The 23,505-nt window shown below is 67.8% G+C and carries 20 protein-coding genes and 1 pseudogene; 11 read left to right on the top strand and 10 right to left on the bottom strand.

Annotated elements, in window-relative coordinates; all coding sequences use genetic code 11:
* Nucleotides 1–110: 110 nt before the first annotated feature.
* From OK17_RS13185 to OK17_RS13175, 3 genes and pseudogenes are all read right to left on the bottom strand, one after another.
* Nucleotides 111–3,392, bottom strand: a pseudogene (locus OK17_RS13185) (DUF3367 domain-containing protein); the annotation flags it as partial.
* Nucleotides 3,393–3,498: 106 nt separating this feature from the next.
* Nucleotides 3,499–3,699 (bottom strand): DUF2613 domain-containing protein, encoded by a 201-nt coding sequence (locus OK17_RS13180; protein WP_461417704.1) that lies wholly within the window; start codon nucleotides 3,697–3,699, stop codon nucleotides 3,499–3,501.
* Nucleotides 3,700–3,883: 184 nt separating this feature from the next.
* Nucleotides 3,884–4,441: a universal stress protein gene (locus OK17_RS13175; protein WP_232717076.1), complete on the bottom strand. Its 558-nt coding sequence runs from the start codon at nucleotides 4,439–4,441 to the stop codon at nucleotides 3,884–3,886.
* A gap of 29 nt (nucleotides 4,442–4,470) precedes the next feature.
* Between OK17_RS13175 and OK17_RS13170 the strand changes: the two genes are divergently transcribed.
* Nucleotides 4,471–5,670 (top strand): glycoside hydrolase family 3 N-terminal domain-containing protein, encoded by a 1,200-nt coding sequence (locus OK17_RS13170; protein ID WP_232717077.1) that lies wholly within the window; start codon nucleotides 4,471–4,473, stop codon nucleotides 5,668–5,670.
* Between the two features lie 99 nt (nucleotides 5,671–5,769).
* Entirely contained in the window at nucleotides 5,770–6,372 is a 603-nt protein-coding gene (locus OK17_RS13165; RefSeq protein WP_006868819.1) for a TetR/AcrR family transcriptional regulator, read from the top strand.
* 142 nt (nucleotides 6,373–6,514) lie between these two features.
* Here OK17_RS13165 and OK17_RS13160 read toward each other — a convergent pair whose 3' ends face one another.
* Complete coding sequence (locus OK17_RS13160; RefSeq protein WP_461417703.1) at nucleotides 6,515–7,402, bottom strand: MaoC/PaaZ C-terminal domain-containing protein; 888 nt, start codon at nucleotides 7,400–7,402, stop codon at nucleotides 6,515–6,517.
* The gene (locus OK17_RS13155; protein ID WP_005196497.1) at nucleotides 7,402–8,766 is read right to left on the bottom strand and encodes a 3-oxoacyl-ACP reductase; all 1,365 of its coding nucleotides are present in this window, start codon (nucleotides 8,764–8,766) and stop codon (nucleotides 7,402–7,404) included. The genes OK17_RS13160 and OK17_RS13155 overlap by 1 nt, the downstream gene beginning before the upstream one ends.
* 89 nt (nucleotides 8,767–8,855) lie before the next feature.
* On the opposite strand from OK17_RS13155, the gene OK17_RS13150 reads away from it, so the two are divergent.
* From OK17_RS13150 to OK17_RS13135, 4 genes are all read left to right on the top strand, one after another.
* Nucleotides 8,856–10,169 (top strand): acetyl-CoA C-acetyltransferase, encoded by a 1,314-nt coding sequence (locus tag OK17_RS13150; protein WP_006868822.1) that lies wholly within the window; start codon nucleotides 8,856–8,858, stop codon nucleotides 10,167–10,169.
* A 368-nt stretch (nucleotides 10,170–10,537) separates the two neighbouring features.
* Nucleotides 10,538–12,235, top strand: a complete 1,698-nt coding sequence (locus OK17_RS13145; protein ID WP_232717080.1) for a VanW family protein — start codon at nucleotides 10,538–10,540, stop codon at nucleotides 12,233–12,235.
* An 81-nt stretch (nucleotides 12,236–12,316) separates the two neighbouring features.
* The gene (locus OK17_RS13140) at nucleotides 12,317–13,096 is read left to right on the top strand and encodes an SDR family NAD(P)-dependent oxidoreductase (RefSeq protein ID WP_006868824.1); all 780 of its coding nucleotides are present in this window, start codon (nucleotides 12,317–12,319) and stop codon (nucleotides 13,094–13,096) included.
* A gap of 192 nt (nucleotides 13,097–13,288) precedes the next feature.
* On the top strand, nucleotides 13,289–14,104 hold the full coding sequence (locus tag OK17_RS13135; RefSeq protein ID WP_232717111.1) for an LppU/SCO3897 family protein: 816 nt from the start codon (nucleotides 13,289–13,291) through the stop codon (nucleotides 14,102–14,104).
* An 87-nt stretch (nucleotides 14,105–14,191) separates the two neighbouring features.
* On the opposite strand, the gene OK17_RS13130 is transcribed toward OK17_RS13135, so the two are convergent.
* Nucleotides 14,192–16,027, bottom strand: coding sequence for an acyl-CoA dehydrogenase (locus OK17_RS13130; RefSeq protein WP_461417702.1), 1,836 nt, complete (start codon nucleotides 16,025–16,027; stop codon nucleotides 14,192–14,194).
* A 274-nt stretch (nucleotides 16,028–16,301) separates the two neighbouring features.
* On the opposite strand from OK17_RS13130, the gene OK17_RS13125 reads away from it, so the two are divergent.
* Complete coding sequence (locus OK17_RS13125) at nucleotides 16,302–16,850, top strand: Rv2253 family sensor-like surface protein (RefSeq protein ID WP_454771248.1); 549 nt, start codon at nucleotides 16,302–16,304, stop codon at nucleotides 16,848–16,850.
* Nucleotides 16,851–16,854: 4 nt separating this feature from the next.
* Here OK17_RS13125 and OK17_RS13120 read toward each other — a convergent pair whose 3' ends face one another.
* Together OK17_RS13120 and OK17_RS13115 are read right to left on the bottom strand one after the other, a co-directional pair.
* A complete protein-coding gene (locus OK17_RS13120; RefSeq protein WP_461417701.1) occupies nucleotides 16,855–17,625 on the bottom strand; it encodes a deoxyribonuclease IV in 771 nt (256 codons plus the stop codon).
* 70 nt (nucleotides 17,626–17,695) lie between these two features.
* Nucleotides 17,696–17,911, bottom strand: a complete 216-nt coding sequence (locus tag OK17_RS13115; RefSeq protein ID WP_005194730.1) for a hypothetical protein — start codon at nucleotides 17,909–17,911, stop codon at nucleotides 17,696–17,698.
* A gap of 248 nt (nucleotides 17,912–18,159) precedes the next feature.
* Between OK17_RS13115 and OK17_RS13110 the strand changes: the two genes are divergently transcribed.
* The 3 genes from OK17_RS13110 to OK17_RS13100 all read left to right on the top strand — a co-directional run bounded on the left by OK17_RS13110 (nucleotide 18,160) and on the right by OK17_RS13100 (nucleotide 20,652).
* Nucleotides 18,160–19,431: a phosphatase PAP2 family protein gene (locus OK17_RS13110; protein WP_461417726.1), complete on the top strand. Its 1,272-nt coding sequence runs from the start codon at nucleotides 18,160–18,162 to the stop codon at nucleotides 19,429–19,431.
* Between the two features lie 19 nt (nucleotides 19,432–19,450).
* Nucleotides 19,451–19,876, top strand: coding sequence for a hypothetical protein (locus OK17_RS13105; RefSeq protein ID WP_461417700.1), 426 nt, complete (start codon nucleotides 19,451–19,453; stop codon nucleotides 19,874–19,876).
* 71 nt (nucleotides 19,877–19,947) lie between these two features.
* Entirely contained in the window at nucleotides 19,948–20,652 is a 705-nt protein-coding gene (locus OK17_RS13100) for a DUF305 domain-containing protein (RefSeq protein ID WP_461417699.1), read from the top strand.
* Nucleotides 20,653–20,732: 80 nt separating this feature from the next.
* Here OK17_RS13100 and OK17_RS13095 read toward each other — a convergent pair whose 3' ends face one another.
* Together OK17_RS13095 and OK17_RS13090 are read right to left on the bottom strand one after the other, a co-directional pair.
* Nucleotides 20,733–21,794: a DUF4185 domain-containing protein gene (locus tag OK17_RS13095; protein ID WP_461417698.1), complete on the bottom strand. Its 1,062-nt coding sequence runs from the start codon at nucleotides 21,792–21,794 to the stop codon at nucleotides 20,733–20,735.
* A 68-nt stretch (nucleotides 21,795–21,862) separates the two neighbouring features.
* Entirely contained in the window at nucleotides 21,863–22,729 is an 867-nt protein-coding gene (locus OK17_RS13090; protein WP_461417696.1) for an acyl-CoA thioesterase domain-containing protein, read from the bottom strand.
* A gap of 89 nt (nucleotides 22,730–22,818) precedes the next feature.
* Between OK17_RS13090 and OK17_RS13085 the strand changes: the two genes are divergently transcribed.
* Complete coding sequence (locus tag OK17_RS13085) at nucleotides 22,819–23,400, top strand: HdeD family acid-resistance protein (protein WP_461417695.1); 582 nt, start codon at nucleotides 22,819–22,821, stop codon at nucleotides 23,398–23,400.
* Nucleotides 23,401–23,505: the final 105 nt, after the last annotated feature.

The following is a 23,505-nucleotide window of genomic DNA, read 5'->3' as shown; positions in this document are numbered from 1 at the left end:
AGTGCGGCCGTGGTGGTCCGCGCGGAGATGCCGATCACCTGGCCGGCGGCGGTGATGCCGAGGCCATCGCTGCACTCGATCTCGACGATCCGGTCACCGTCGACCGGCGCGCGTGGCGCCGGGATGACCTCGACCTCGGCGATGCCCGGCGGTGCAGGAGTGGCGAAGCCGAGACTGTTGACGTCGATCAGGTCGCCCTGGGCGCGGATGGTGATCTCGATGCGGTCGGTGATCGCAGGGTCGAGGCGCAGGATGCCGTCCTTGCCGACCTCGCGGATCTGTTCGCCGGTGCCGAGATCGACGGCGACCTCGGTCGGGGTGGCCGGGTAGTCGCCCGGCGCAACGAGTTTCAGCGATTCGACGCGTTGCTCGGCAGGTAGGCGGAGGACCAGCGTCGGCGTCGCATCGTCGGCAGACCCCTCGTCGTCGTCTTCGCGATCCTTTGACTTCTCCTTCTCGGGGATCTGCGGCGCGGTCCATGCGGTGCCGGGGTCGCCGTCGACGGCGGCGGCCGGACCCCCGCGGGGATCGGTGACCGGTCGCGGACCGGTGGCCGTCACGCCGCCCGGTGTGGCGAGCAGTCGGTCGAGTGCGTCGCCGGGGCGTGGCCGCAGGACCACCGACGGGGTGACCGTGGTGTCCTCGGGGACCGACAGGGCACGGCTGAACACCGACGACGTCTCCGGTGACAGGCCGAGTCCCGGTGCGCAGCGGGTCTTCTCGCGGGCGGGATCGGCGACGCACCAGGCCCGGCCGTTGAGTTCGGAGTACAGCAGCCACTGATCGACCGTGGTGCCCGCCTCGACTTCGGGCAGCACGACGCGATGCCTGATCTGCAGAGGCGTGGAGGTCCGCAGGTTCGACACCTCCACCTCACCCAGGGCGAACTGGTTTCCGGCGGTGCCGTTCTCGGTGCGCAGGGCGCGGATCTGGATCCAGCGGGTCGGGCCGCTCGGTGCGGTCACCGTCGTCGGCTCACCCGGTCGGAGTCCCGATGCCACGGTGCTGCCGGCCTCGGTGGTGATCAGCACGCTGGTCACGTCCGAGCCGAGGGCCTTCGCGGTGGTCAGCGACAGTGCGAGATCCGTCTGGGGTGTGGTGAAACCGATCCGCATCCACCGGCCGACGGCCCCTTCGAGCCCGCCACTCACCCAGGCGGTCTGCGGGTTGCCGTCGAAGGCCGCCGCGGGAGAGTTGGCGGGGGAGGTCTGTCCCGGTTGCACCGCGTCCGACGCCGAGCCCGACGTCGTCACCTCGATCTCGCCACTCCGGTTGTCCAGCAACCATTCCCCGCGGACGAGCGGCTGATCGTCGACCGGGTAGTCGGCGGCCGCGTTATGCGTTCGCCGGGGGTCGTCGGCCGACCTGATGGCGGAGCTGTGGTCGTCGACCCGTCCGAAGTCGGTTTCGCGGTCGTTCGGGGTGTCGGTGACGATGAGAGGGCCGTCGGCGACCCCGGCGCGTCGGGCATCGGCGTCGAGCAGAACCGGTCCGAGAGGCGGAAGGCCCTGCCGTGCACGCACTTCGGCGAGTGCGGCGATGGCCTCGGGACCGCCGGCCACGCGCGGGATGTCCTCCTCGTCGACGAGTAGGGGTCCGGTGCCGTCGAACCCGTCGGCCTCGACCGCATAGATCTGGACGGCGGGCATGGTGGGTCGCAAACCGTTGTCGCGCTTCACACCCCGGACGCTCGGCGGTCCGACCTGGGGGCCGAACTGCGCGACCCGCGTCAGCCCGGGCGAGGTGTCGAGCGCCTGCTGTGCGAGGAGCGGCCGCGCCGATCGGGACGTCTCGGGAGTGAGATCGGCGCGTAACACCACGAAGCCCACGCCCTGCTGGGCGAGGGTCTCGGCCAGGCCGGGTGATCCACGACCGGCGGCGATCTCGCGTTGCACGGAATCGAGCGCACGGATCGCTCCGGGCGGGGTCAGCGGGATGGCGTCGCGCACGGCCCACGGGGCGTCGGCGAGCGGTTGCAGGGGTTCGTCCCGCGTGAGACCCCACAGCTGATCGGCGAACGGCGCTCCGGGGACGACGAGGGTGCGGGCGGGCGGCGAGTCGTCGGGGCCGGTGCTGTGTTCGGACAACCAGTCCGCGGTCTGCTTCCAGTGATCGGGGATCGCGGTGTAGGTGCCGGCGGGAGCGAGCTGGCCGGTCCAGATGAGCGACCCCGCACCGATGACGGCCACCAGCAGCACGATGGCCGCGGCCACCGGCCGGGACCGCTGGGGGTGTGCGAAGGCCGAGAGCGTCTCCCGGACGGAGACGGTGCCGGGTAACGGGACCCGGGCCAGCAGGTGTGCGACACCGAGCACCAGCGGGATGCGGATGAACGGCTCGAACTTGTGGATGTTGCGCAGCGGCGCACCGGAGCCGTCGAGGAACACCCGGATCTGCTCGGCGATCGGCGACCCCAGACCCCCGTCGAAGCCGACACACATGATCACCAGGCCGACGCCCAGGATCGTCACGAGGCGACCGCGGAACGGCATGTGGCGCATGCACAGGCCGGCGAGACCTGCAGCAGCGATCGTGCCGGTGGCCAGCACCGCGGCCGGCTGGGTGACGAGGACTGCGCCGGCGACGCGTTCGGTGGAGACGAACGGCGTCCACGAACTCGCGCCGCGCAGGACCTCGGTCAGCGACGTCCACTGCGTCGTGACGCGGGCGGACTCGATGTAGTCCAGGAAGGGTGGGCTGACGCGGGACAGGATGAGCAGTGGAACGATCCACCACGCGCACGCCAGGAGCAGTCCCAGCGCGGTCCAGGCACCGAATCGCCACCAGCGGTGGTCTCGGGGCCTATGCAACAGCCACCACACGGCCGCGACGCCGAGGGCGGCGGCGGTCGCCACCGCGTTGACCGCACCCATCAGGGCGACGGCGGCTGCGGATCGGGCGGCCTCCCGCCAGAGCGGTCGGCCATCGGAGGCGGGGGCGTCGAGCGCCCGGATGACGGGCAGAAGGACCCACGGCGCCAGCATCATCGGCAGCGTCTCCGACGAGATCGAGCCAAGGGTTGTGAGGACGCGCGGGCTCAGGACGAAGACGACGCCCGCGATGATCCGGGAGGCCGGCGAGCCCAGTCGCAGTGCCTCCGCGACACGCACGATGCCGACGAAGCCGACGGTGAGGAGCAGCGCCCACCACAACCGCTGGACGATCCACGGCGGGATCGACAGCAGATCACCGAGGGCGAAGAAGGCGCCGTGCGGGAAGAAGTACCCGTATGCCTGGTTCTGGACCTGCCCCATCGGGGCATTCGGGGTCCACAGGTGTGCCGCACGCGCAAGAAATCCGAGCGGGTTCGCCGTCAGGTCGAGCTTGGTGTCGGCGGCGATCCGGCCCGGGGACTGCAGCAGGCAGACGAGAAGCGCGATCGCGGCAGCCACACCGATCCCACGTGCCGACAGGACACCCGTGGGAGCGGTGGTCGATGTACTACTCAGTTGCTGCTGCCGTCAGAAGAGCCCCGACGCCGAGCGTCGGGGGCGGGCGTCAGTTGGTCTCGCCCGCGCCGCCGCGCGATCCGTAGTCGACCGAACCCTGGACGAATCCGCTGTTCGGACTGATGTTGTTCAGGTCCGTCGACGGGCTGTTCTCGGAGGCGAGGAACCCGCCGAGGAACACCGCGCCGAGTCCCACCAGGATGCCGGCCACTCCGGCGACGGCGCCGGCCACAAGGCGGTTGTTGGTCATGGCGAAGAAACTACCATCGCGCGGTGTCTCACCACGGTGTCACCCGGGCATGTCCGGCGGTTCGGGCACGGGATTCGTCGACACCGGCGGCAGTGGCGTCGCGGCCGCCGGAGAATCGCTGGTTGCCGGGACCGTCGTGAGATGGGGCCGGCGCCTTTGTGCGAGGTTGCGATTCCTCGACCGACTAGAGCGTCACCTGCGGTTGTTCCTCGCATTTGGCCGGGACGATGAACACCGGCCGGTGGCAGTGTTTGAGGACGCGTTCGGCGACGCTGGACCGCAGCAACGCCTTGAGGCCCGACGCCCCGCGGGTTCCGGTGACGAGCAGATCGACGTCGAGCGCCTCGGCGGCTGCGACGAGCGCGCCCCACACCGTCGACTCGACCTCGACGAGCGTGCCCTTCGCAGACAGTCCACATTCGCGGGCCAGAGCCACGCCGCGCTCGTTGATCTTCGCCGCCTCGTCCTCGAGTGCGCGATCGACCCCGGCGTCGAGCTGGGTGTCGACGAACGGCTGCATGCCGCCGGCGAGGGTGGACATCCGGGCGGGGGTCATGCCGCCGGGTTGCCAGGCGGTCACGACGACAGCGGATTCGGCGCGTAGGAAGTGTCCGGCATAACGGATCGCACGATCGGCGTTCGGAGAGCCGTCGTAGGCGATCATCAGCGTCTGTCTGGCGCGGTTGCCACCGCGACCGCTGGGGGCGGTCGCGGACCCGGCCGAGATGGACCCCACGTCCATTTGCTCAGGTTACATGCCAGACTCGAGCCATGGGCTCAACTCGACGACCTCGTTGGATTCGGAATGCGCTGACGACTGCGACGGTCGCGGCCCTGGGTCTCGGTCTCGTCGCCTGTGACTCGTCGACGCCCGAATCCGCGCCACCCACACCGTCCGCGTACGGCTCGCCCTCGGCCTCCCCGTCATCCGTCGCAGCGACGACGACTCCGGTCGCAAATCCTTGTGGCACAGAACAACTCGCGAAACTCACGCTGCGGCAGAAGCTGGCCCAGCTGATCGTCGTGGGCGTCACCGGCGCCGATGACGCGCAGCAGATCGTCGAGGACGAGGAGATCGGCGGGATCTTCGTCGGGAGCTGGACCGACAAGGCGATCCTGACGAGCGGTGCGGCATCACGGATCTCGCAGAACTCGTCGATCCCGCTGATGGTCACGGTCGATCACGAGGGTGGGCGGGTGTCGAGGTTGTCGGCACTCGGCATCGACAACGCGTCTCCTCGGGAACTGGCGCAGACGAAAACGCCCGAGCAGGTGAAGGAGATCGCCGCCGGCGTCGGTCGTCAGATGAAGAAGCTCGGCATCACCGTCGACTTCGCGCCGGTGGCCGACGTCAGCGACGAATCCGACAACGAGGTCATCGGTGATCGTTCCTTCAGCAACGACCCGGCCGTGGTCACCGAGTACGCGGCCGCCTATGCAGCCGGTCTCGCCGAAGCCGGGATCACGCCGGTGTACAAGCACTTTCCCGGACATGGCCACGGCTCGGGCGACTCGCACCTCGGCGTGGTGAACGTGCCGTCGCTCGCCGAACTGCAGAACAGCGATCTGGTGCCCTTCCGCAATCTGCTGCGCGACCCGGGTACCGCGGGCGCCATGGTCGGCCATCTGATCGTGCCCGGTCTGACCGAGGGCCTGCCGGCGTCCATCAGCCGGCCGGCCATCCAGATGCTGCGGACAGGTGAGGGCTACAACGGTCCGCGGTTCGACGGCGTGATCTACTCCGACGACCTGTCGGGCATGGCGGCGATCAGCCAGCGCTACCCGATCGAGCAGGCGGTGGAGAAGTTCATCCTCGCCGGCGGCGACGTCGCCCTGTGGCTGTCCACCGACCGCGTCCCGTCGGTCCTGGACAACCTCGAGACCGCGGTGAAGCGCGGACGCCTCGCACCCGCTCGCCTCGACGCGAAGGTCACACGGATCCTCCGGTCCAAGGGCGTCATCAACTGCTGAGTAATCTGTCCTGGGCGGCCCGAGCGAACGTTAAACTTACCGATTGGTAAGTTGATTGGGTATCGTCGTTCGGACACGACAGTGAGGATGGAGGCGGCCATGTCGGGCGGAACCAAGCGCCTGCCACGTGCAGTGCGTGAGCAGCAGATGCTCGACGCCGCCGTGAAGGTGTTCGCGCAGAACGGTTTCCGTGAGACCTCGATGGACGCCATCGCGTCCGAGGCGCAGATCTCCAAGCCGATGCTGTACCTGTACTACGGCTCCAAGGAAGAGCTGTTCAGCGCCTGCATCGCCCGCGAGTCCGGACTCTTCATCGACGCGATGAGCGTCGGATTCGACCCGTCCCTCACCCAGCGCGAGCAGGCCGTCACCGTCATCCGCGAGTTCCTGCGTTTCGTCCACGAGAACCGCGAGTCCTGGCGCGTGCTGTACCGCGTCGCGATCGGGACCGCGAGCTTCGCCGGCATCGTCTCCGACAGCCGCCAGCGTGTGACCGAGATGGTCGCCCAGCTCATCAAGGCCGGTACCACCGTCGAGACCGCCGGCGACATCGACTTCGAACTCACCGCAGTCGCCATCGTCGGCGCCTGCGAGGCCGTCGCCGACCGCATCACCGAGGGCGACGTCGACCTCGAGAAGGCCACCAATATGCTCGTCGGCATCGCCTGGCGCGGCCTGAAGGGTGTCGGTACCGACATCTGAGCGCGCCCCTGCTCCCTGAGTGGCGAGCGCACCCCTTGCTCCCTGAGTAGCGAGCTTGCGAGCGTATCGAAGGGACGCTCACACGATCCGTTCCCGCTCACGCGATTGGGGTGAGCGGGAACGGAGATCGTGAGCGAAGCCCTCAGCCCTTCCGCGTCGTGGCGGTGAGGTGCGGAAATCCCTTGCGACGGTCGCGGATCGCGATGTCGAAGTTGCCCTCCCCGTCGATGCGGCGGGTGTAGAGGTTCACCTTGGCGGGCAGCAGGATCGGCTTGCCGAACTTCACGTCGTAGGTGACCGCGCCGGGCAGCTGCGCCTCGACGTTCGCGATTGCCGCTGCGGCACTCCACATCCCGTGGGCGATCGCCTTGGGGAACCCGAAGGCCTTGGCGGTCAGGTTCGCCATGTGGATCGGGTTGCGGTCACCCGACGCGGCGGCGTACTCGCGGATGCGTCCCAGGTCCACGGACAGAACCGAATCCGGCGGCGGCGGGGTCTTCGACTTCGGCTCGGGACCGCGCGGCTCGTCGGACAGGCTGGTCCGCTGCTGCTTGAGGAAGGTCGCCGTCTGCGTGGTCACCAGCTCGGTGCCGACGCTGATCTCGCTGATGACGTCGACGAGGATGCCCTTGCGGTGTTCGCGCAGGTTCTCGGCGTGCGTCTCGATGGACAGCGGCTCGCCGACCTCGATCGGGCGCTTCCGCTCGATCTTGTTCGACATGTGAACCGAACCGATTGCGCCGAACGGGAACTCGTCCGACGTCAGCAGCTTCATGACCACCGGGAACTGCAACACGAACGGGTATGTCACCGGCAGGGCGGCGCCGAAGCGCTGGCCGGTCGCATGGCAATACGCCTGCAGCGCAGCAGGATCGACGCGGACGTCCTCGATCCGGTAGTGCGTGTCGGGGAGGGGTGCGTCGGCCGGGACGCGGGCAGGCTTGCCGATGCCCGGCAGCATCCCGGTGACGGCCTTGCCGTACAGCTCGCCGGTGCCGGGGGCGCCGGGAAGAGTGATCGTCTTACCCATCACGCACCCAGGAATCCCTGGCCGCAGACGCGGACCACGTTGCCGGTGATGGCGGAGCTCGCCGGGTTGGCGAAGTACGCGACGGTCTCGGCGACGTCGACGGTCTGGCCACCCTGCTGCAGCGAGCTCATCAGGCGGCCGGCCTCACGGGTGGCCAGCGGGATCGCCGCGGTCATCTTGGTCTCGATGAAGCCCGGGGCGACGGCGTTGATGGTGATGCCCTTCTCGCCCAGGATCGGTGCGTAGGCGTCGACCAGGCCGATGACACCGGCCTTCGATGCGCCGTAGTTGGTCTGACCGCGGTTACCGGCGATACCGGCGATCGACGAGACGTCGATGACCGCGCCGCCCTCACGGAGCGCGCCCTTCTCCAGCAGCTTCTCGACGAGGGTCTGCGGGGCGATCAGGTTCACCGCGATGACGGCGTCCCAGCGGGCGTCGTCCATGTTGGCGAGCAGCTTGTCGCGGGTGATGCCGGCGTTGTTGACGATGATGTCGATGCCGCCGTGACGCTCGAGGGCGTGCTCGGCGAGCTTGTCACCGGCGTCGGGGGCGGTCACGTCCAGCGGGAACGCGGTGCCGCCGACCTTGTTGGCGGTCTCCGACAGTGCGTCGCCGGCCTGCGGGACGTCGGCCGCGATGACGTGGGCGCCGTCGCGTGCGAGGACCTCGGCGATGGTCGCGCCGATGCCGCGGGCGGCGCCGGTCACCACGGCGACCTTGCCCTCGAGCGGGCGATCCCAGTCCTTCGGGGCGGTCGCGTCGGCAGATCCGACGCGGATCACCTGTGCGTCGACGAAAGCGGACTTGGCCGACAGCACGAAGCGTACGGTCGATTCCAGGCCGCTCAGACCGGTCTTGGCATCGGGCGAGACGTACACGAGCTGGACGGTGGAGCCCTTGAGCAGCTCCTTGCCGAGCGAGCGGGTGAAGCCCTCGAGAGCACGCTGTGCGACGCGCTCGGACGGGTCGGTCACCAGCTCCGGCGTGGTGCCGATGACCAGGAAGCGCGCGCACGGCGCGGTCGACCGCATGGCCGGCTGGAAGAACTCGAACAACTGACGCAGCTCGGCCGGGGAGGTGATGCCGGTGGCGTCGAAGACCAGGCCGCCGTACTTGTCGGCGCTGCGGCCGGTCAGGGCGTTCTGGATGAGGTCATAGTCGTCGCCCGAGAGCATCTCCCGGAGCGGTTCGACGAGGCGTCCCGAGCCCCCGAGCAGCACCGGACCAGGCAGCGGCGGCTCCGACGGCTTGTATCGCCGCAGGGGCGGCGGGACGGGAAGGCCGGCCTGCTTGGCGATGAAAGCGCCCGGGCCGGAATGGACGAAGCTCGAGTACAGGCCAGTTGTTCCGTTGGCGGCCATGTTGGATCTCCTCTGACTGTCGTTCGACAACGAACTTACTCTTGAGTAAGAATACGCTATAGATACCGCACACGACCCTGGAGATCGACGTGGCAGACAACAGCAGCACCCCGAAGAAGCCCGAGACCCGCACCGAGCGCCCGGTGGCGATCCTCGGCGGCAACCGCATTCCGTTTGCGCGCCAGGACAAGGCATATGCCAAGGTCAGCAACCAGGAGATGTTCACCGCCGCGCTCGACGGCCTGGTGAGCCGCTTCAACCTGCAGGGTGAGCAGCTCGGCATGGTCGCCGGCGGTGCCGTGCTCAAGCACGCCCGTGATTTCAATCTCATCCGCGAATCGGTGCTGGGTTCGGCGCTGTCGCCCTACACCCCCGCCTTCGACATCCAGCAGGCGTGCGGAACGGGTCTGCAGGCCATCACGACCGTCGCCGACGGCATCGCCCGTGGCCGCTACGACGCCGCGATCGGCGGCGGCGTCGACACCACCTCCGATGCCCCGATCGCCGTGGGCGAGGGCCTGCGTCGCCAGTTGCTCGAGGTCAACCGTGCCCGGTCGACCAAGGACCAGATCCTCGGCGCGGCGAAGCTGCTCACCAAGCTCGGGATCGAGATCCCGCAGAACGGCGAGCCGCGCACCGGGATGTCGATGGGCGAGCACGCGGCCATCACCGCCAAGGAATTCGGCATCAAGCGCGCCGACCAGGACGAGCTCGCCGCACGCAGCCACCAGAACATGGCCGCCGCCTACGACGACGGTTTCTTCGACGACCTGATCACCCCGTTCATGGGCCTGACCCGCGACCAGAACCTGCGCGGCGACTCGACCGCGGAGAAGCTCGCCAAGCTCAAGCCCGTCTTCGGCGTCTCCCTCGGCGACGCGACGATGACCGCCGGCAACTCGACCCCGCTCACCGACGGTGCGTCGACCGTGCTGCTCGGCAGCGACGAGTGGGCTGCCGAGCGCGGTCTGCCGGTGCTCGCGTACTTCGTCGACAGCGAGACCGCGGCCGTCGACTACGTGAACGGACCCGACGGCCTGCTCATGGCCCCGACCTACGCCGTGCCGCGCCTGCTGGCCCGCAACGGTCTCACCCTGCAGGACTTCGACTTCTACGAGATCCACGAGGCATTCGCGTCGGTGGTCCTCGCGACCCTGCAGGCTTGGGAGTCCGAGGAGTACTGCAAGGAGCGCCTGGGCCTCGACTCCGCGCTCGGATCCATCGATCGGTCCAAGCTCAACGTCAACGGCTCGTCGCTCGCCGCGGGTCACCCGTTCGCCGCAACCGGCGGCCGCATCGTCGCGCAGGCGGCGAAGCAGATCAAGGAGAACGGTGGCGGTCGTGCGCTGATCTCGATCTGCGCCGCCGGCGGACAGGGCGTCACCGCGATCATCGAGGGCTGACTCCTCGACTGGCACGCCCTGCTCCCTGAGTAGCGAGCTTGCGAGCGTATCGAAGGGACTCGGCGACGGCTGCGTCCCTTCGATACGCCCCTCCGCGGGCTCCGGGCTACTCAGGGAGCGGTAAAGGGACGGGTCGGGCGACGAATCGCTCGATCCGTCTCTTTTTGGACCTCGAAATGGGGTCCTTCGTCACATGTTTGGACTAAACGTGGCCCCGGACGTGTCAATGGCCGAAAAGTAGCGTAAACATGAAGGCAGCTCCGGCAGAGCTGTCAGACCCCCGACCCGACAGCTCAGCCGGAGCACCTACATTTCTGGGGTATGAGTTCTGCGGCCACCCCCCCGACTGGCCCAGGTATTCAGCCGTGATGGATGGAGTTGTGACCACGAGCGCCGGGCGAGCACGCCACGCGGTACGCGCTGCGATCGTCGTCGTCGTCATCCTGACGCTCGCCCTCTCCATCGACTTCGTGGCCTCCCGCGATCACTCCGCCCGTGGGGCCGTCATCGGCGGGATCCCGGCGAGCAACCGCGACGCCGTCGAGCTCGATCCCGTCATCGAAGAACTGACGACACGTTCCACGCAGCCAGTCGTCCTGCGGACTCCCGAGGGCTCGGCCGAGGTCGCACCCGCCGAGCTGGGTCTCACCTTCGACGCGGACGCGACCCGCGCACGTCTCCTCGAACAACCGCGGAACCCGGTGACCCGCTTCCTGTCACTGTTCGGCCGTCACCTCGACGTCGAGCCCGTCGTGACGATCGATCCCGCCACCATGAACAAGGCCCTCGACGCCAACCGTCGGTCGCTGGAGAAGGCTGCGGTCGAAGGTGGCGTGCACTATGACGGCGCCACGCCGGTCGGCGACGAGCCGGCACCGGGTGAGCGCGTCGCCCGTCAGGCCGCCGCGGCCGTGCTCGTCGACCGTTGGCTCGACGGCATGCCCGTGGACCTGCCGATGGAACCCTTCTCGCCGACCGTGAGCTCGGCGGTCGTCGCCGCCACCGTGGCCGGCCCCGCCGACCGCGCGACGTCGGCGCCGGTGAAGCTGGTCGACCGGCGCAAGCGCACTGTCGAGGTCCCGACAGGTGACATCGCAGCGATGCTTACCTTCGGACCGGACGGGCGAGGCGGACTCACGCCGCGCGTCGACGAGACGACGGCCCGTAAATCGCTGGCTCCCGAGCTCGATCCCTCCCAACGGCCCGCGGTCAGTGCGCGATTCAGCCTCGCGAGCGGCCGACCGACCGTCGTGCCCGCGGTCATCGGCTCGAAGATCAACTGGGACAAGACACTTCAGGCTCTCGCGACGACCGCGACCGCAGACGGCGGCAACCGCACCGCCGACGTGGTCTACGACGACGTCGACCCCAAGCTCACCACCGACGCCGCCCGCAAACTCGGTGTGAACGAGCTGATCAGCGAGTACACCACCGACGGTTTCTCGAGTGCCTCCGGTGAGAACATCCGCCTCGTCGCGGCCGAGGTCGACGGTGCGCTGGTCCTGCCCGGCAAGGTTTTCTCACTCAACGGCCATACCGGTCCGCGAGGTACGGCCGAGGGATACGTCGACTCGACGATCATCAACAACGGCCGCGCGGCGACGGCCGTGGGCGGCGGCATCTCCCAGTTCGCGACGACCCTCTACAACGCCGCCTACTTCGCGGGACTCGAGGACGTCGACCACACCGAGCACGCGTACTACATCTCGCGCTACCCGGAGGCCCGGGAGGCCACCGTCTTCGAAGGTGCGATCGACCTGAAGTTCCGCAACAACACCCGGCACGGTGTGCTCATCGAGACCAGCTGGTCGCCGGCCGCGGTCACCGTGAGGCTGTGGGGCACCAAGGCTTTCGAGGTCGAGTCGATCACCGGCGAGCGGACCGACCCCACCGAACCGGAACGGATCAAGCTCCCCAAGGGCGACGACTGCATCGCGAGCAGCGGCAGCAAGGGCTTCACGACGTCGAACACCCGGATCATCCGCGACGCCCGCACCGGACAAGAGGTCAACCGGTACACCCGGACCGTGCGCTACGCGCCGGAGCCGATCGTCAAGTGCATCTGAGCCCGGCCCGCACCGTGAGGTGAATGGAACAATGCCCCGCATGTGTTCCACATCTCACGAACGTTCGATATATTCCGAGACGTGGATATCAACGGAGCTAGTGCAATCGTCACAGGTGGAGCGTCGGGCATCGGCGCCGCGTCGGCCCGCCAGCTGGCGGCCAAGGGTGCGAAGGTCGTCGTCGCCGACCTGAACGCCGACAAGGGGGAGGAGCTCGCCAAGGAGATCGGCGGTGTCTTCGTCAGCGTCGACGTCACCTCGACCGAACAGATCGAAGCCGCCATCAACGCGGCCACCGAACTCGGCCCGCTGCGCGCCCTGGTCAACTCGGCCGGCATCGGCTGGGCGCAGCGCACCATCGGCCGCGACGGCGAGTTCGGTTCGGCGCACAACCTGGACGCCTACAAGAAGGTCATCGCGATCAACCTGATCGGCACCTTCGACTTCATCCGCCTCGCCGCCACCGCGATGAGCCGCAACGAGCCGCTCGACGCCCACGGCGAGCGCGGCGCGATCGTCAACATGGCCAGTGTCGCCGCCTTCGACGGCCAGATCGGCCAGGCGTCGTACTCCTCGTCCAAGGGCGGCGTCGTCGGCATGACCCTGCCGGTCGCCCGCGATCTGGCCGCGGTCGGTATCCGCGTCAACACCATCGCCCCCGGCCTGATCGACACCCCGATTTACGGTGAGGGCGAGGCCGCCGAGGCGTTCAAGGCGAAGCTGGGCGAGTCGGTGCTGTTCCCGCACCGTCTGGGCGCTCCCGACGAGCTGGCCTCGATGGTCGTCGAGCTGGTCACCAACAGCTACATGAACGCCGAGGTGATCCGCGTCGACGGCGGCATCCGGATGCCACCGAAGTAGTCCGAACCAACTCACTCTCTGCCGAACCCACTGCCCTGCGGGGTGGTGGGTTCGGCTGTTTGCGGGGCCCCGTCCGCAAACCCACCCTTTCTGGGCAAACCCACCCCTCCCGTGGTGGTGGATCTGCCGAAAGGGGTGGGTTTTGCGGAGTTGCCGAGCTCGGCCGGCCGGGTATCGGGCTACGCTCGCCGGATGACCACGCCGCCACCCGGGCCCGGGTATCCCGGCCACGGCCATCAGGGCCGGCCGGGACCGCAGGGACCGTATCCACCGAACGCCGGCCCGCCGTATCAGGCTGCGCCCGGACAGTATTCCGGACAAGCCCCGTATCCCGGACAAGCGCCGTACCCCGGACAGGCCCCGTACCCCGGGCAGTCGCCTTATCCGGGTCAGCCGGGGCCGTACCCGGGACAGCCACCGGCAGGAGCATATCCGCCGGGACCCTGGGGTCCGCCGCCGAAGAAGAGTCGCAAGGGACTCTGGATCACGCTCGGTCTTGTTGCACTGCTGGTGGGCGGACTGGTGATCGCCGGCGCGGTGCTGCTGGTCCGGAACAGCGACGGATCGATCGTCTCCGATGCCGACGACGTCGAGGTCGGGCAGTGCCTCGCGATCACGTCCTCGTCGGATTCTCTACGGGCCAAGAAGATCTCCTGTGAGAACACCGACTTCCACTACGTCGTCGCCTCGAAATCGTTCGGTCGATTCGGCTGCGGGCTGAGCTATTCGACGTTCTGGTTCGCCGGCAACGAGAAGGAGGTCCTGTGTCTGGCGCAGGTCTTCCAGGAGGGCAAGTGCTATCACCTGCCCGAATCGTCGGGCGCAGACGCGACGTCGCTCGCCCGGGCCCGCGAGATCGACTGCGGCGGGCCGGTTCCGGCGGGCGAGGCGACCAACTTCAAGGTCGAGACCAAGGAATCGCGGGAGCCGGATTGTCCTGAGGGACAGGGCAAGTACTACGTGGCCAGCCCCAAGCCGACCGGATACTGCGTCTCACTGCTCGAGTGACCGGTCCGCAAACCCACCAGAAATGGGCAAACCCACCGCCTCGCAAGGTGGTGGGTTTGCCGATCTAGGGTGGGTTTGCGGCAGAGATCAGAAAGCCGCTTCGTCGAGCTCCATGATTTCGTTGTCGACGTTCTCGACGGTGACGCGGACGGCGGTGAGCAGCGGCAGCATGTTCTTGGCGAAGAAGCCGGCCACGGCGACCTTGCCCTCGTAGAAGGCCTTGTCGTTGTCCGATGCGCCGTTGTCGAGTGCCTTGAGGGCGATCTCGGCCTGACGGAGGAGCAGCCAGCCGATCATCAGGTCGCCGACGGCCATCAGGAAGCGGACCGAACCGAGGCCGACCTTGTACAGCTCGGCCGAGTTCTCCTGGGCGGCCATGAGGCTGCCGGTCAGGGAGGCGGCCATCGCCTGGACGTCCTCGAGGGCGGTCTTCAGCAGAGCGCGCTCGGTCTTCAGGCGACCGTTGCCGGCCTCGGAGTCGATGAAGCTCTGGATCTGACCGGCGACGTGTGCCAGGGCCTGGCCCTTGTCGCGGATGATCTTGCGGAAGAAGAAGTCCTGCGCCTGGATGGCAGTGGTGCCCTCGTAGAGCGAGTCGATCTTCGAGTCACGGATGTACTGCTCGATCGGGTAGTCCTGCAGGAAGCCGGAACCACCGAGGGTCTGCAGCGACTCGTGGCCGAGGGTGCCGTAGGCGCGCTCGGAGCCGACGCCCTTGACGATCGGGAGCAGCAGATCGTTGACGCGGGCGGCCATCTCGGCGTCGGCGCCGGAGACGATCTTCGCGGCGGCCTCGTCCTGGTGCGACGCGGTGTAGAGGTAGACCGCGCGCAGGCCCTCGGCGTAGGCCTTCTGGGTCATCAGCGAACGACGCACGTCCGGGTGGTGGGTGATCGACACACGCGGTGCGGCCTTGTCGGTCATCTGGGTCATGTCGGCGCCCTGGATGCGCTCCTTGGCGTACTCGAGCGCGTTCAGGTAACCGGTCGACAGCGTCGAGATGGCCTTGGTGCCCACCATCATTCGAGCGTGCTCGATGACCTCGAACATCTGCGCGATGCCCTTGTGGACCTCGCCGACGAGCCAGCCCTTGGCGGGAACGCCGTGCTGGCCGAAGGTGACCTCACAGGTGGCCGAGGCCTTGATGCCCATCTTGTGCTCGACGTTGGTGACGAAGACGCCGTTGCGCTCGCCGAGCTCACCGGTCTCGAAATCGAAGTGGAACTTCGGCACGAAGAACAGCGACAGACCCTTGGTGCCCGGGCCGGCGCCTTCGGGGCGGGCGAGGACGAGGTGGAAGATGTTCTCGGTCATGTCCTGGTCGGCCGAGGTGATGAAGCGCTTCACACCGTCGATGTGCCAGGAGCCGTCCTCCTGCTGGGTGGCCTTGGTGCGGCCGGCGCCCACGTCCGAACCGGCGTCGGGCTCGGTGAGGACCATGGTGGCGCCCCAGCCGCGCTCGGCGCAGATGGTGGCCCACTTCTTCTGCTCGTCGGTGCCGTTGTTGTAGAAGATCTCGGAGAAACCGGCGCCGGCGGCGTACATGAACACCGGCGGGTTGGCGCCGAGGATCATCTCGCCGATGGCCCAGTACAGCGAACGCGGGGCGGGAAGGCCGCCGAGCTCCTCGTGGATGCCGATCTTGTCCCAGCCGCCTTCGACGAGGGCGTTGTAGGACTTCTTGAAGCTCTCCGGGATGGTGACGCTGTGGGTCTCGGGGTCGAAGACCGGCGGGTTGCGGTCGGCGTCGACGAAGGATTCGGCGATGGGCCCCTCGGCGAGTGCCTTGACCTCGCGGAGCATGTCGACGGCGGTCTCGTGGTCGAGGTCGCCGAAGTCGCCCGACTCCAGCACCTTGTCGAGCTCGAACAGCTCGAACAGGTTGAACTGCAGGTCGCGCATGTTGCTCTTGTAATGGCCCATGGTGAATTCCTTCTCTGGTGTGGCCGTATGCGTGATGACGGTGTTGTTGCCAGGTCCCGGTCCGACCCCACTTGGTTGAAGTAGGTACCGGCCGGGCGTGGTGTAGCTGTCTCGGTTCGAGCTAAGTTACTCGCCGGTAACCGCCAATATAGCCCCATATCGCCGGGGGATCAATCGTTCATCTGTGTGATCTGACCGATGGGAGGGGCGCACTATGTTGCGCGACAAATCCGGTAACCGCTGCAGGTGGCGGGCGTATGCGGTCCAATCGCGCATGGACATACGAAGTGGAAGCCGGGCTCGGATCGTCACGGTCGTGGCAGTGATTGCTGCGGTGGCGCTGGCGCCCATGGTGAGCGCCGCCCCGGCGAACGCCGCGGATCCCGAGTGGAACGGGGTGTACACGCTGAAACGCTTTGCGGCGTCGAAGACAGGCACCAGCCTCGCCGCGCGGCAGCCGGAACCGGACTTCTCCGACGACTACACGTTCCGGAGCTCATGCGACGGCGGGACGTGCGTGGCCACGGTGGTCGACGGCCCGAAACCCGCCAATCCGACGCTGCCGCAGCCGCCGCGCTACACCTGGGAAGGGGGGTCCTGGGTGCATCGCTACGACTGGGAGTGGGATTGCTGGCAGGGCGAGGGCGTGCCCAAGGTGTGGCGGCCGGCGACGTCGGTCGCGACCTACACCCCGCAGGGCGACGGCACGCTGAAAGGCGTGTGGCGCACCACGATCGACGGCGGGCCCTGCGACGGGACCGTTGACATGAACGTGGCGGCATACCCGGTCACGCCGCCGGTGCCGGGATGGAATCTGTCGTGAGCGGCTAGAGCGCCGAGCGCAGGTATGCGAGGTCGGCGGGGATGCCTTCGGCGGGTGTCTCGAGGATCACCGGCGCGTCGGCGGCCTTGGCCACGGCGGCGAGGACCTCGGGGTCGATCTGACCCGACGCCAGGTTGGCGTGGCGGTCGCGGCCGGAGTCGAACTCGTCGCGGGAGTTGTTGAGGTGCACCAGGTCGATACGTCCGGTGATCTCCTTGACGCGCTCGACCAGTCCGACGAGGTCCTCACCGCCGGCCCAGGCGTGGCAGGTGTCGAGGCAGAAGCCGGCCTGCTCGAAGTCGCCGACCGCCTCCCACAGCCGGTCGATGGACTCGAGGGTGCGTGCCATCGCGTGATCGCCGCCCGCGGTGTTCTCGATCAGGATCGGGACCCCGAAGCCGCCTTTGTCGACCTGGCGGTCGAAGAGCTTGCGCCAGTTGGCGAATCCCTCGGCGGACTCCTCGCCGTCCCGTAGATGCCCGCCGTGCACGACGAGGCCGAAGGCCCCGAGTTCGGCGGCTGCGGCGGCCTGTTGTTCGACGGCCTTGCGCGACGGCATGCGCAGCCGGTTGTTCAGGCTCGCGACGTTGATCTGATAGCTGGAGTGCACCACGACGTCGATGTCGGATTCGCGGATAGCGGCCGCATGCGGATTGGGTTGCGGCTTCTTCCAGCTCTGCGGATCGGTGACGAACATCTGGAAGACGTCGATGCCGAGTTCGGCGGCGGTGACCAACGGGTCGGTGTCTTCGCGAAGGTGTGCTCCGATGCGCATGCATCAACGATAGTGGCCGCCTCCGGGCGGCACCGCCGGTGCCCGGGATCGGCTCGTTCGACGCGTCGGTTCACTCGCCCGGTGCAGGCTCCGTCTCGATCGTGATCGGTACCCCGGCCGCGATCAGCAGGCGGCAGGGGGCCGCACTGTCGTGGTACAGGTTGAGCCACTCATGACCGCGGGTCCCGTCGGAGTACACCGCATCGAGGGTGCGGTTCAGCCGAGCCTCCGCCTCCTTGGTGATGATGTAGCGCTGGTCGCCGTAGCGCAGGTAGCGATTGGGCACCGAGACCTCCTCCGGGGTGGGACATTGCAGGTCTCCAGTGTGATCCACGACACGTCCAGGGGGCGTGAATCCGCCGAAACGGGTCGTCGACGCGGGTGATCGAGGTGGTCACGACGACCGGCACGCACGTGCTGCGCAGCGGTGGCTCGCCAACCGGACATGGCCATTACACTGACGGCAGGTTACGAGCGTGGGTGCCCTGCGGGGCGTGACGGGCGGGATTGTGTCGGGTGAGTGTTGACGAGTCGGTGGGCTTCCCGCGGTCGGGTAAGTCCTCGGAGCGCCGTGAGGGCCAGAAGCCTGATGACACGACCTCGGCGGATGGAACGCTGTCGGCGTCCGGTCGGCCGGGACCGGACGCCGAGCCGCCGGAGATGGCCCCGGTCCTCGACGACCTGGCGGCCGCCGCCGAGATGGAAGCCCATCCGGAGAACCGCCGCGACCTGACCATGGTCCGGCGCATCGCGGTCACCGCCTGGTTCCTGGTGATGGCGGTGCACATCTACCTCGAAGGCCTGGCGTGGGACCGCACGCGGCTCATCATCCTGCTCTGCCTCGGCCTCGCCGCGGCGAGTATCGGGCGCCGCAAGTTCATCACGATCATCCTCGACTGGGCGCCGTTCGCGCTGATCCTGATCCTCTACGACTGGACGCGCAACATCGCCCAGATCGTCGGAATGCCGACCCACTGGCATCTGGCGATCGACTTCGACAAATGGCTCATGGGTGGAGACGTCACCCCGACCGCGTGGCTGCAGGAACAGCTCAAACAGGCGAGTCCTCCGTGGTGGGAGGTCATCGTCAGCGTGGTCTACATGTCGTACTTCATCGTTCCCTACGCGGTGGCCGCCTGGCTGTGGTTGAAGGATCGCCACGCCTGGCGCCGCTACGCGGCCTGCTTCGTGGCGACCACATTCCTCGCGCTGATCGGGTACACCCTCGTCCCCGGCGCACCGCCGTGGGCGGCGGCGCGATGCACCGCCGTCGAAGTGCAGGACTATCCCCGCGATCCGATTTGCATGTACTCACAGGACGCCGACGAGCCGGGAGGTCTCCTCGGACCGCTGGACAACGCGTACCCCGACGCGGCACCGTACGTCGAGCGGATCTCCGCGCGCGGCTGGAACTTCCTGAACATCAGCATGGCGTCGCAGCTCGTCACGCTCGGACAGGGCAAGTCCAATCTCGTCGCGGCCATCCCGTCGCTGCACGCCGGCCTCACCATGCTGCTGGCGCTCTTCATGTGGCCACGGGTCAAGGCGCTCGGGAAAACACTGTTCATGGGCTACGCGTTGGCGATGGCCTTCGCCCTCGTCTACACCGCCGAGCACTACATCTTCGACATCCTGCTCGGGTGGGGTCTCGCCGCAGCGGTGATCGCGGTCTACCGGATCATCGACCGGAAGTACCTGATCCCGCGGCAGGAGCGGCGGGCCGCGGAGGCCGATGCAGAAGCCGCGGACGTCGACTCCGGCACCGAGGATCCCGACGCGGAGAAGGTCTCGACGCCCGCGTCTTGACCTCGCTAGCCTGGGACAGGTGAGCCGGCCCGCGCCCCGGACTGCCATCCGGTTCCGGGGGCTGATACTTCCTCTCGCGCTCGCGGTGATGCTCATGCACACCGTGATCGCGGGTCCGGGCACGGCGCCCGGTCATTCCGACGCCCACCCCGGCCACGCCGGTCATCACGCGGTGGGAGACACGCAGATGGCGCCCGCCGCGGTGATGGGCGAGCCTCCGTCGATGTCCGGTGACGACTGCGGCGACCACGACCATGCGTGTGTGTTCACCCGCGCCGCCGGCGTCGACATCCCGCCCGTGGCCCTCGTCCTACTCGTATGGGCATTCCTGTCCCTGTCGGTGGCCGGGCTGTGCCGTCCGGCTCGTCGGGGCGTCGCCGTCCTGGGGCGTCCGCCCCCGTGGGCGATCCGAAACCACCTGCAATTACAGGTGATCCGCTGCTGAGGGGATTTTTGCGGACCCCCGTCGGGTCCGCGGTGGCGTCATACCCGACAACTCTCAGCAAGGAAATCCTGATGTCTTTACAGCACAATGCAATTGTCCGACGCCGCGCCGGGTTCGGAACCGCCGTCGGCGCCGCGCTCGCACTCACGCTCGCCGGGTGTTCATCCGACGATTCACCTTCCGGCAGCACCACGGCCGACCGCCCGGAGACCTCGTCCCAGGCGGTCGCGACGGCGCCCGGCCAGTCGCCCGCCGCGAAGCACAACGACGCGGACGTCGAGTTCACCACCGAGATGATCCCTCACCACCGGCAGGCGGTGATGATGGCCGACCTCGTCGAGGGCCGGACGCAGAACCGCGAACTGATTACCCTCGCCGACGCCATCGAGGACGCGCAGGACGACGAGATCGACCAGATGACAGCGCGTTTGAAGTCGTGGGGTGTGCCGGTCACCGGACACATGGACGACGACAAGGACTCCGACCACGGTGACGGCATGGACCACGGGGACATGGGGCCCGAGGATATGGGGCACGGGGACATGCCGGGAATGATGTCCGCCGAGCAGATGGCGGCCCTCCGTCAGGCGAGCGGCGGGGAGTTCGACCGACTGTGGCTCGAGGGCATGATCCGGCACCACGAGGGTGCCATCGCGATGGCCGACGAGGTACTGGCCAACGGCACCGACCCGGCCACCAGAACACTTGCCACACAGGTCAGGACGACGCAGCAGGCCGAGATCGACCAGATGAGGGCGATGCTGGGCCAGAACTGACACCGTGACCCAGAACTGACACCGAGAAAGAGATGTGGGGCGGTTCGAGGAGATCCCCGAACCGCCCCACATCGCTGGCGTCATCGCTTGAGCGGCAACCTCATCAGGTAGACCTGGTAACCGATCGAGATCGAGTAGGTGAAGTACAGGGTGCTGCCCTTCGACCACGGGTGGATGTACGGCGCGTAACCGGTGTACGGGTCGGCCGACGGTGCCACCAGCTCGCCGGAGGTCCAAGGGCCCCAGGGCTTGTCGGCGGTGCGAAGTGTCACGCCGATGTCCTGGCTGGCCAGCGAGATGTACTTGCCGAGGTAGTCGTTCCAGGCGACCGACATCTCGCCGGTCGGCGCACCCATCACCGGGGTGGCCGCGCCGGGGTTGTTGCGGACCCAGCGGCCGTAGGAGAAGTAGTCCCACTTGCCGAGGTTCTCGATGTCCTTCTCGTCGACCCGGGCGAGATAGACGCCGCCCCAGCGGCCGTCGGGGGTGCCGTAGTAGTAGATGGTCTTGCCGACCTTGAGGAAGGCGCCCATCTGGAACTTCTTGTTGCCGCCGCCGTTCGGGCGGAAGGCGTTGAGGGCGCGCCAGTTCTCCCCGTTGTCGTCGGAGACGACCAGGCCCGACCAGTTGGTCGTCCAGATGCCCGGTGAATCCCAGCGTTTGACCGACATGACGGTCATGTACTGCTTGCCGTTGGCGGCGACACCCGCGGTCGGGATGATGGTGACCTCTTTGCGCACGTTCGGCTTCAGCAGGCGCTTGGCGTGGCCAGGACGGCCGGCGTGGGAGGTGAACGTCATGCCGTCGGCCAGGTTGCGGTCGGTGCTGCGCAGCAGAACGTTGGACCGCCAGTAGTACAGCTGGCCGTAGAGCAGTGACCAGCCGTTGAACGACTGGGTGTCGCCGAAGGCGGTGAGTATCTCACCGCGGCCGTTGTCCCACATGACGCCCAGGTCGGTGCCGACGATGTTGTAGCGGCCGATCGTGTCGTTCATGGCGAACGGGCCCGTGAGGCGGTTGACGATGCTCGCCGGGCCCGCCACGTTGCCGGCCTGCGCCGGCGAGGCCAGCGTCGACGTCAGGGCAAACGCGAGGGTCGAGACGACGAGACCCAGCAGCAGCCGATGAAGGTGTCGTGTCATGGGCGTGACCTTATCAAGACCTGAGAGCCCTGTGGGAAGTAATTCACCTGGGTGAATACGGGTTTTCCTCAGGCTTCGCGATACCGCTCGGAGGTGTCCACGGTGGTGAAGTCGATCTGGGCGGCAGCGTTGTTCACCGCCGTGACGAGCGCCGTCCCGAACATGCCGTCGGCGTCGTAGAGGCCGGCGTTGCTCACCGAGACCCCGTCGTCCTCGATGTGGACGTCCGCCTCGACGCCGACCCGCTCGCCGTGGGGTAGGCGGCTCAGCGCGACGGTGAGATCGCAATTGATGAAACCGATGCCGGTATCACCCCAGTTCGAGACCAGGCTCGCGGACTCCGCGCTGACCACCGCGCGCTGGAAGGGCGTCGGCTCCTCGCCCGGCACGATCGGGGCCGCGCGGGTCCAGATCCGCTTACGGTGACCGTTCTGATGACCGGACATGTCGCGCTGCCACTCGCCGAGACCGCCGTCCGGTGCGTCGGAGGCGAATCGCGGTGCGAGGTCGTCGCCGGTGGTCGCCGGCGGATGAAAGGTGACGGTTTCCGGCGGCCGGTGCCACCGCTCCCCCGGAGGGTTGGTCGACGTCCGCAGAAACACTGTCGTCCCGCGCGCGACGACCACCTCGTCGGCGCCCTCCGGATGCTGGACGATCTCCACATCGACGACGCGGATGCGCCCGCCGGAACGGACGAGTCGCGTGCGGGTGGAGGTGAGAACGTCACGGGCGGCCTTGAACAGATCGATCGTGCACCGAGCGGGCAGGAACTCTTCCGTGCCGAATTCCACCTCGACCGCCCGGGCGGCGAGCGCGCACACCGCCGGACCGTTGAGGGTTCCCGGAGCCCAGAGACTCGCTGCGAATGTGGTCGGACGGTACCGGATCTCGCCGGACGGGTCGTCGGCCCTCTCGAAGAACGCGATGGAGGTCATTCGATACTTACTACCCGTACGAGTATCAGTTTGTGCCACAGGCCCTCAAGGACAGCGTGTTACGGCCCTCCGGGCGATAACCTTCGACCATGACATTTGCGACGGCGTACACGAAGCATTTCCCTGATGAACTGATCGGCGCCGTCCGGACGGCCCTGATCCTCACCTCGATCGTCGGCATCGTCCTCGGCATCGTCGCCATCCTCTGGCCCGGCCCGACCATCGTCGTGGTCGCGATCCTGTTCGCGATCTCGCTGATCATCGCCGGTATCTTCCGCATCTACCAGGCGTTCGCGGCGTCGTTCCTGAGTACGGGAACCCGTGTCCTGCTAGGGATCGTGGGCGCGATCGTGCTGATCGCCGGTGTCATCGCGGTCTTCAGCCCCGGCGACGCGCTGTGGCTGCTCGCCGTGTTCATCGGCATCGGCTGGATCTTCCAAGGCGTCGCCGACCTCTACGGCGCGGTCACCAAGTCCGGCCACAGCCCGACCTGGTTCCTGATCCTCTCCGGCATCATCTCCGTGATCGCCGGCATCGTGATGATCATCCTGCCGGTCTTCTCGCTCGAGGTCCTGACCTGGGTCGGCGGCATCATGCTGGTCGCACTGTCGATCGCCACGCTGCTGACGCTGCCGAAGAAGGTCGAGGCACCGGCCGAGCCTGCGGCCTGATCCACGCAGCCGGCCGCGGAGCGCACGCGACGAGCCCCCAGGCTCGAGGTGCGAGGAGCGATAGCGATGGCTCTCTCCGCCGGCTGAGGTGTGAGGAGCGATAGC

It is taken from the genome of Gordonia sp. GN26, from assembly GCF_054823965.1.
Note: the sequence above shows the minus strand (reverse complement) of the source record. Positions and strands in the feature narration are given on the sequence as shown.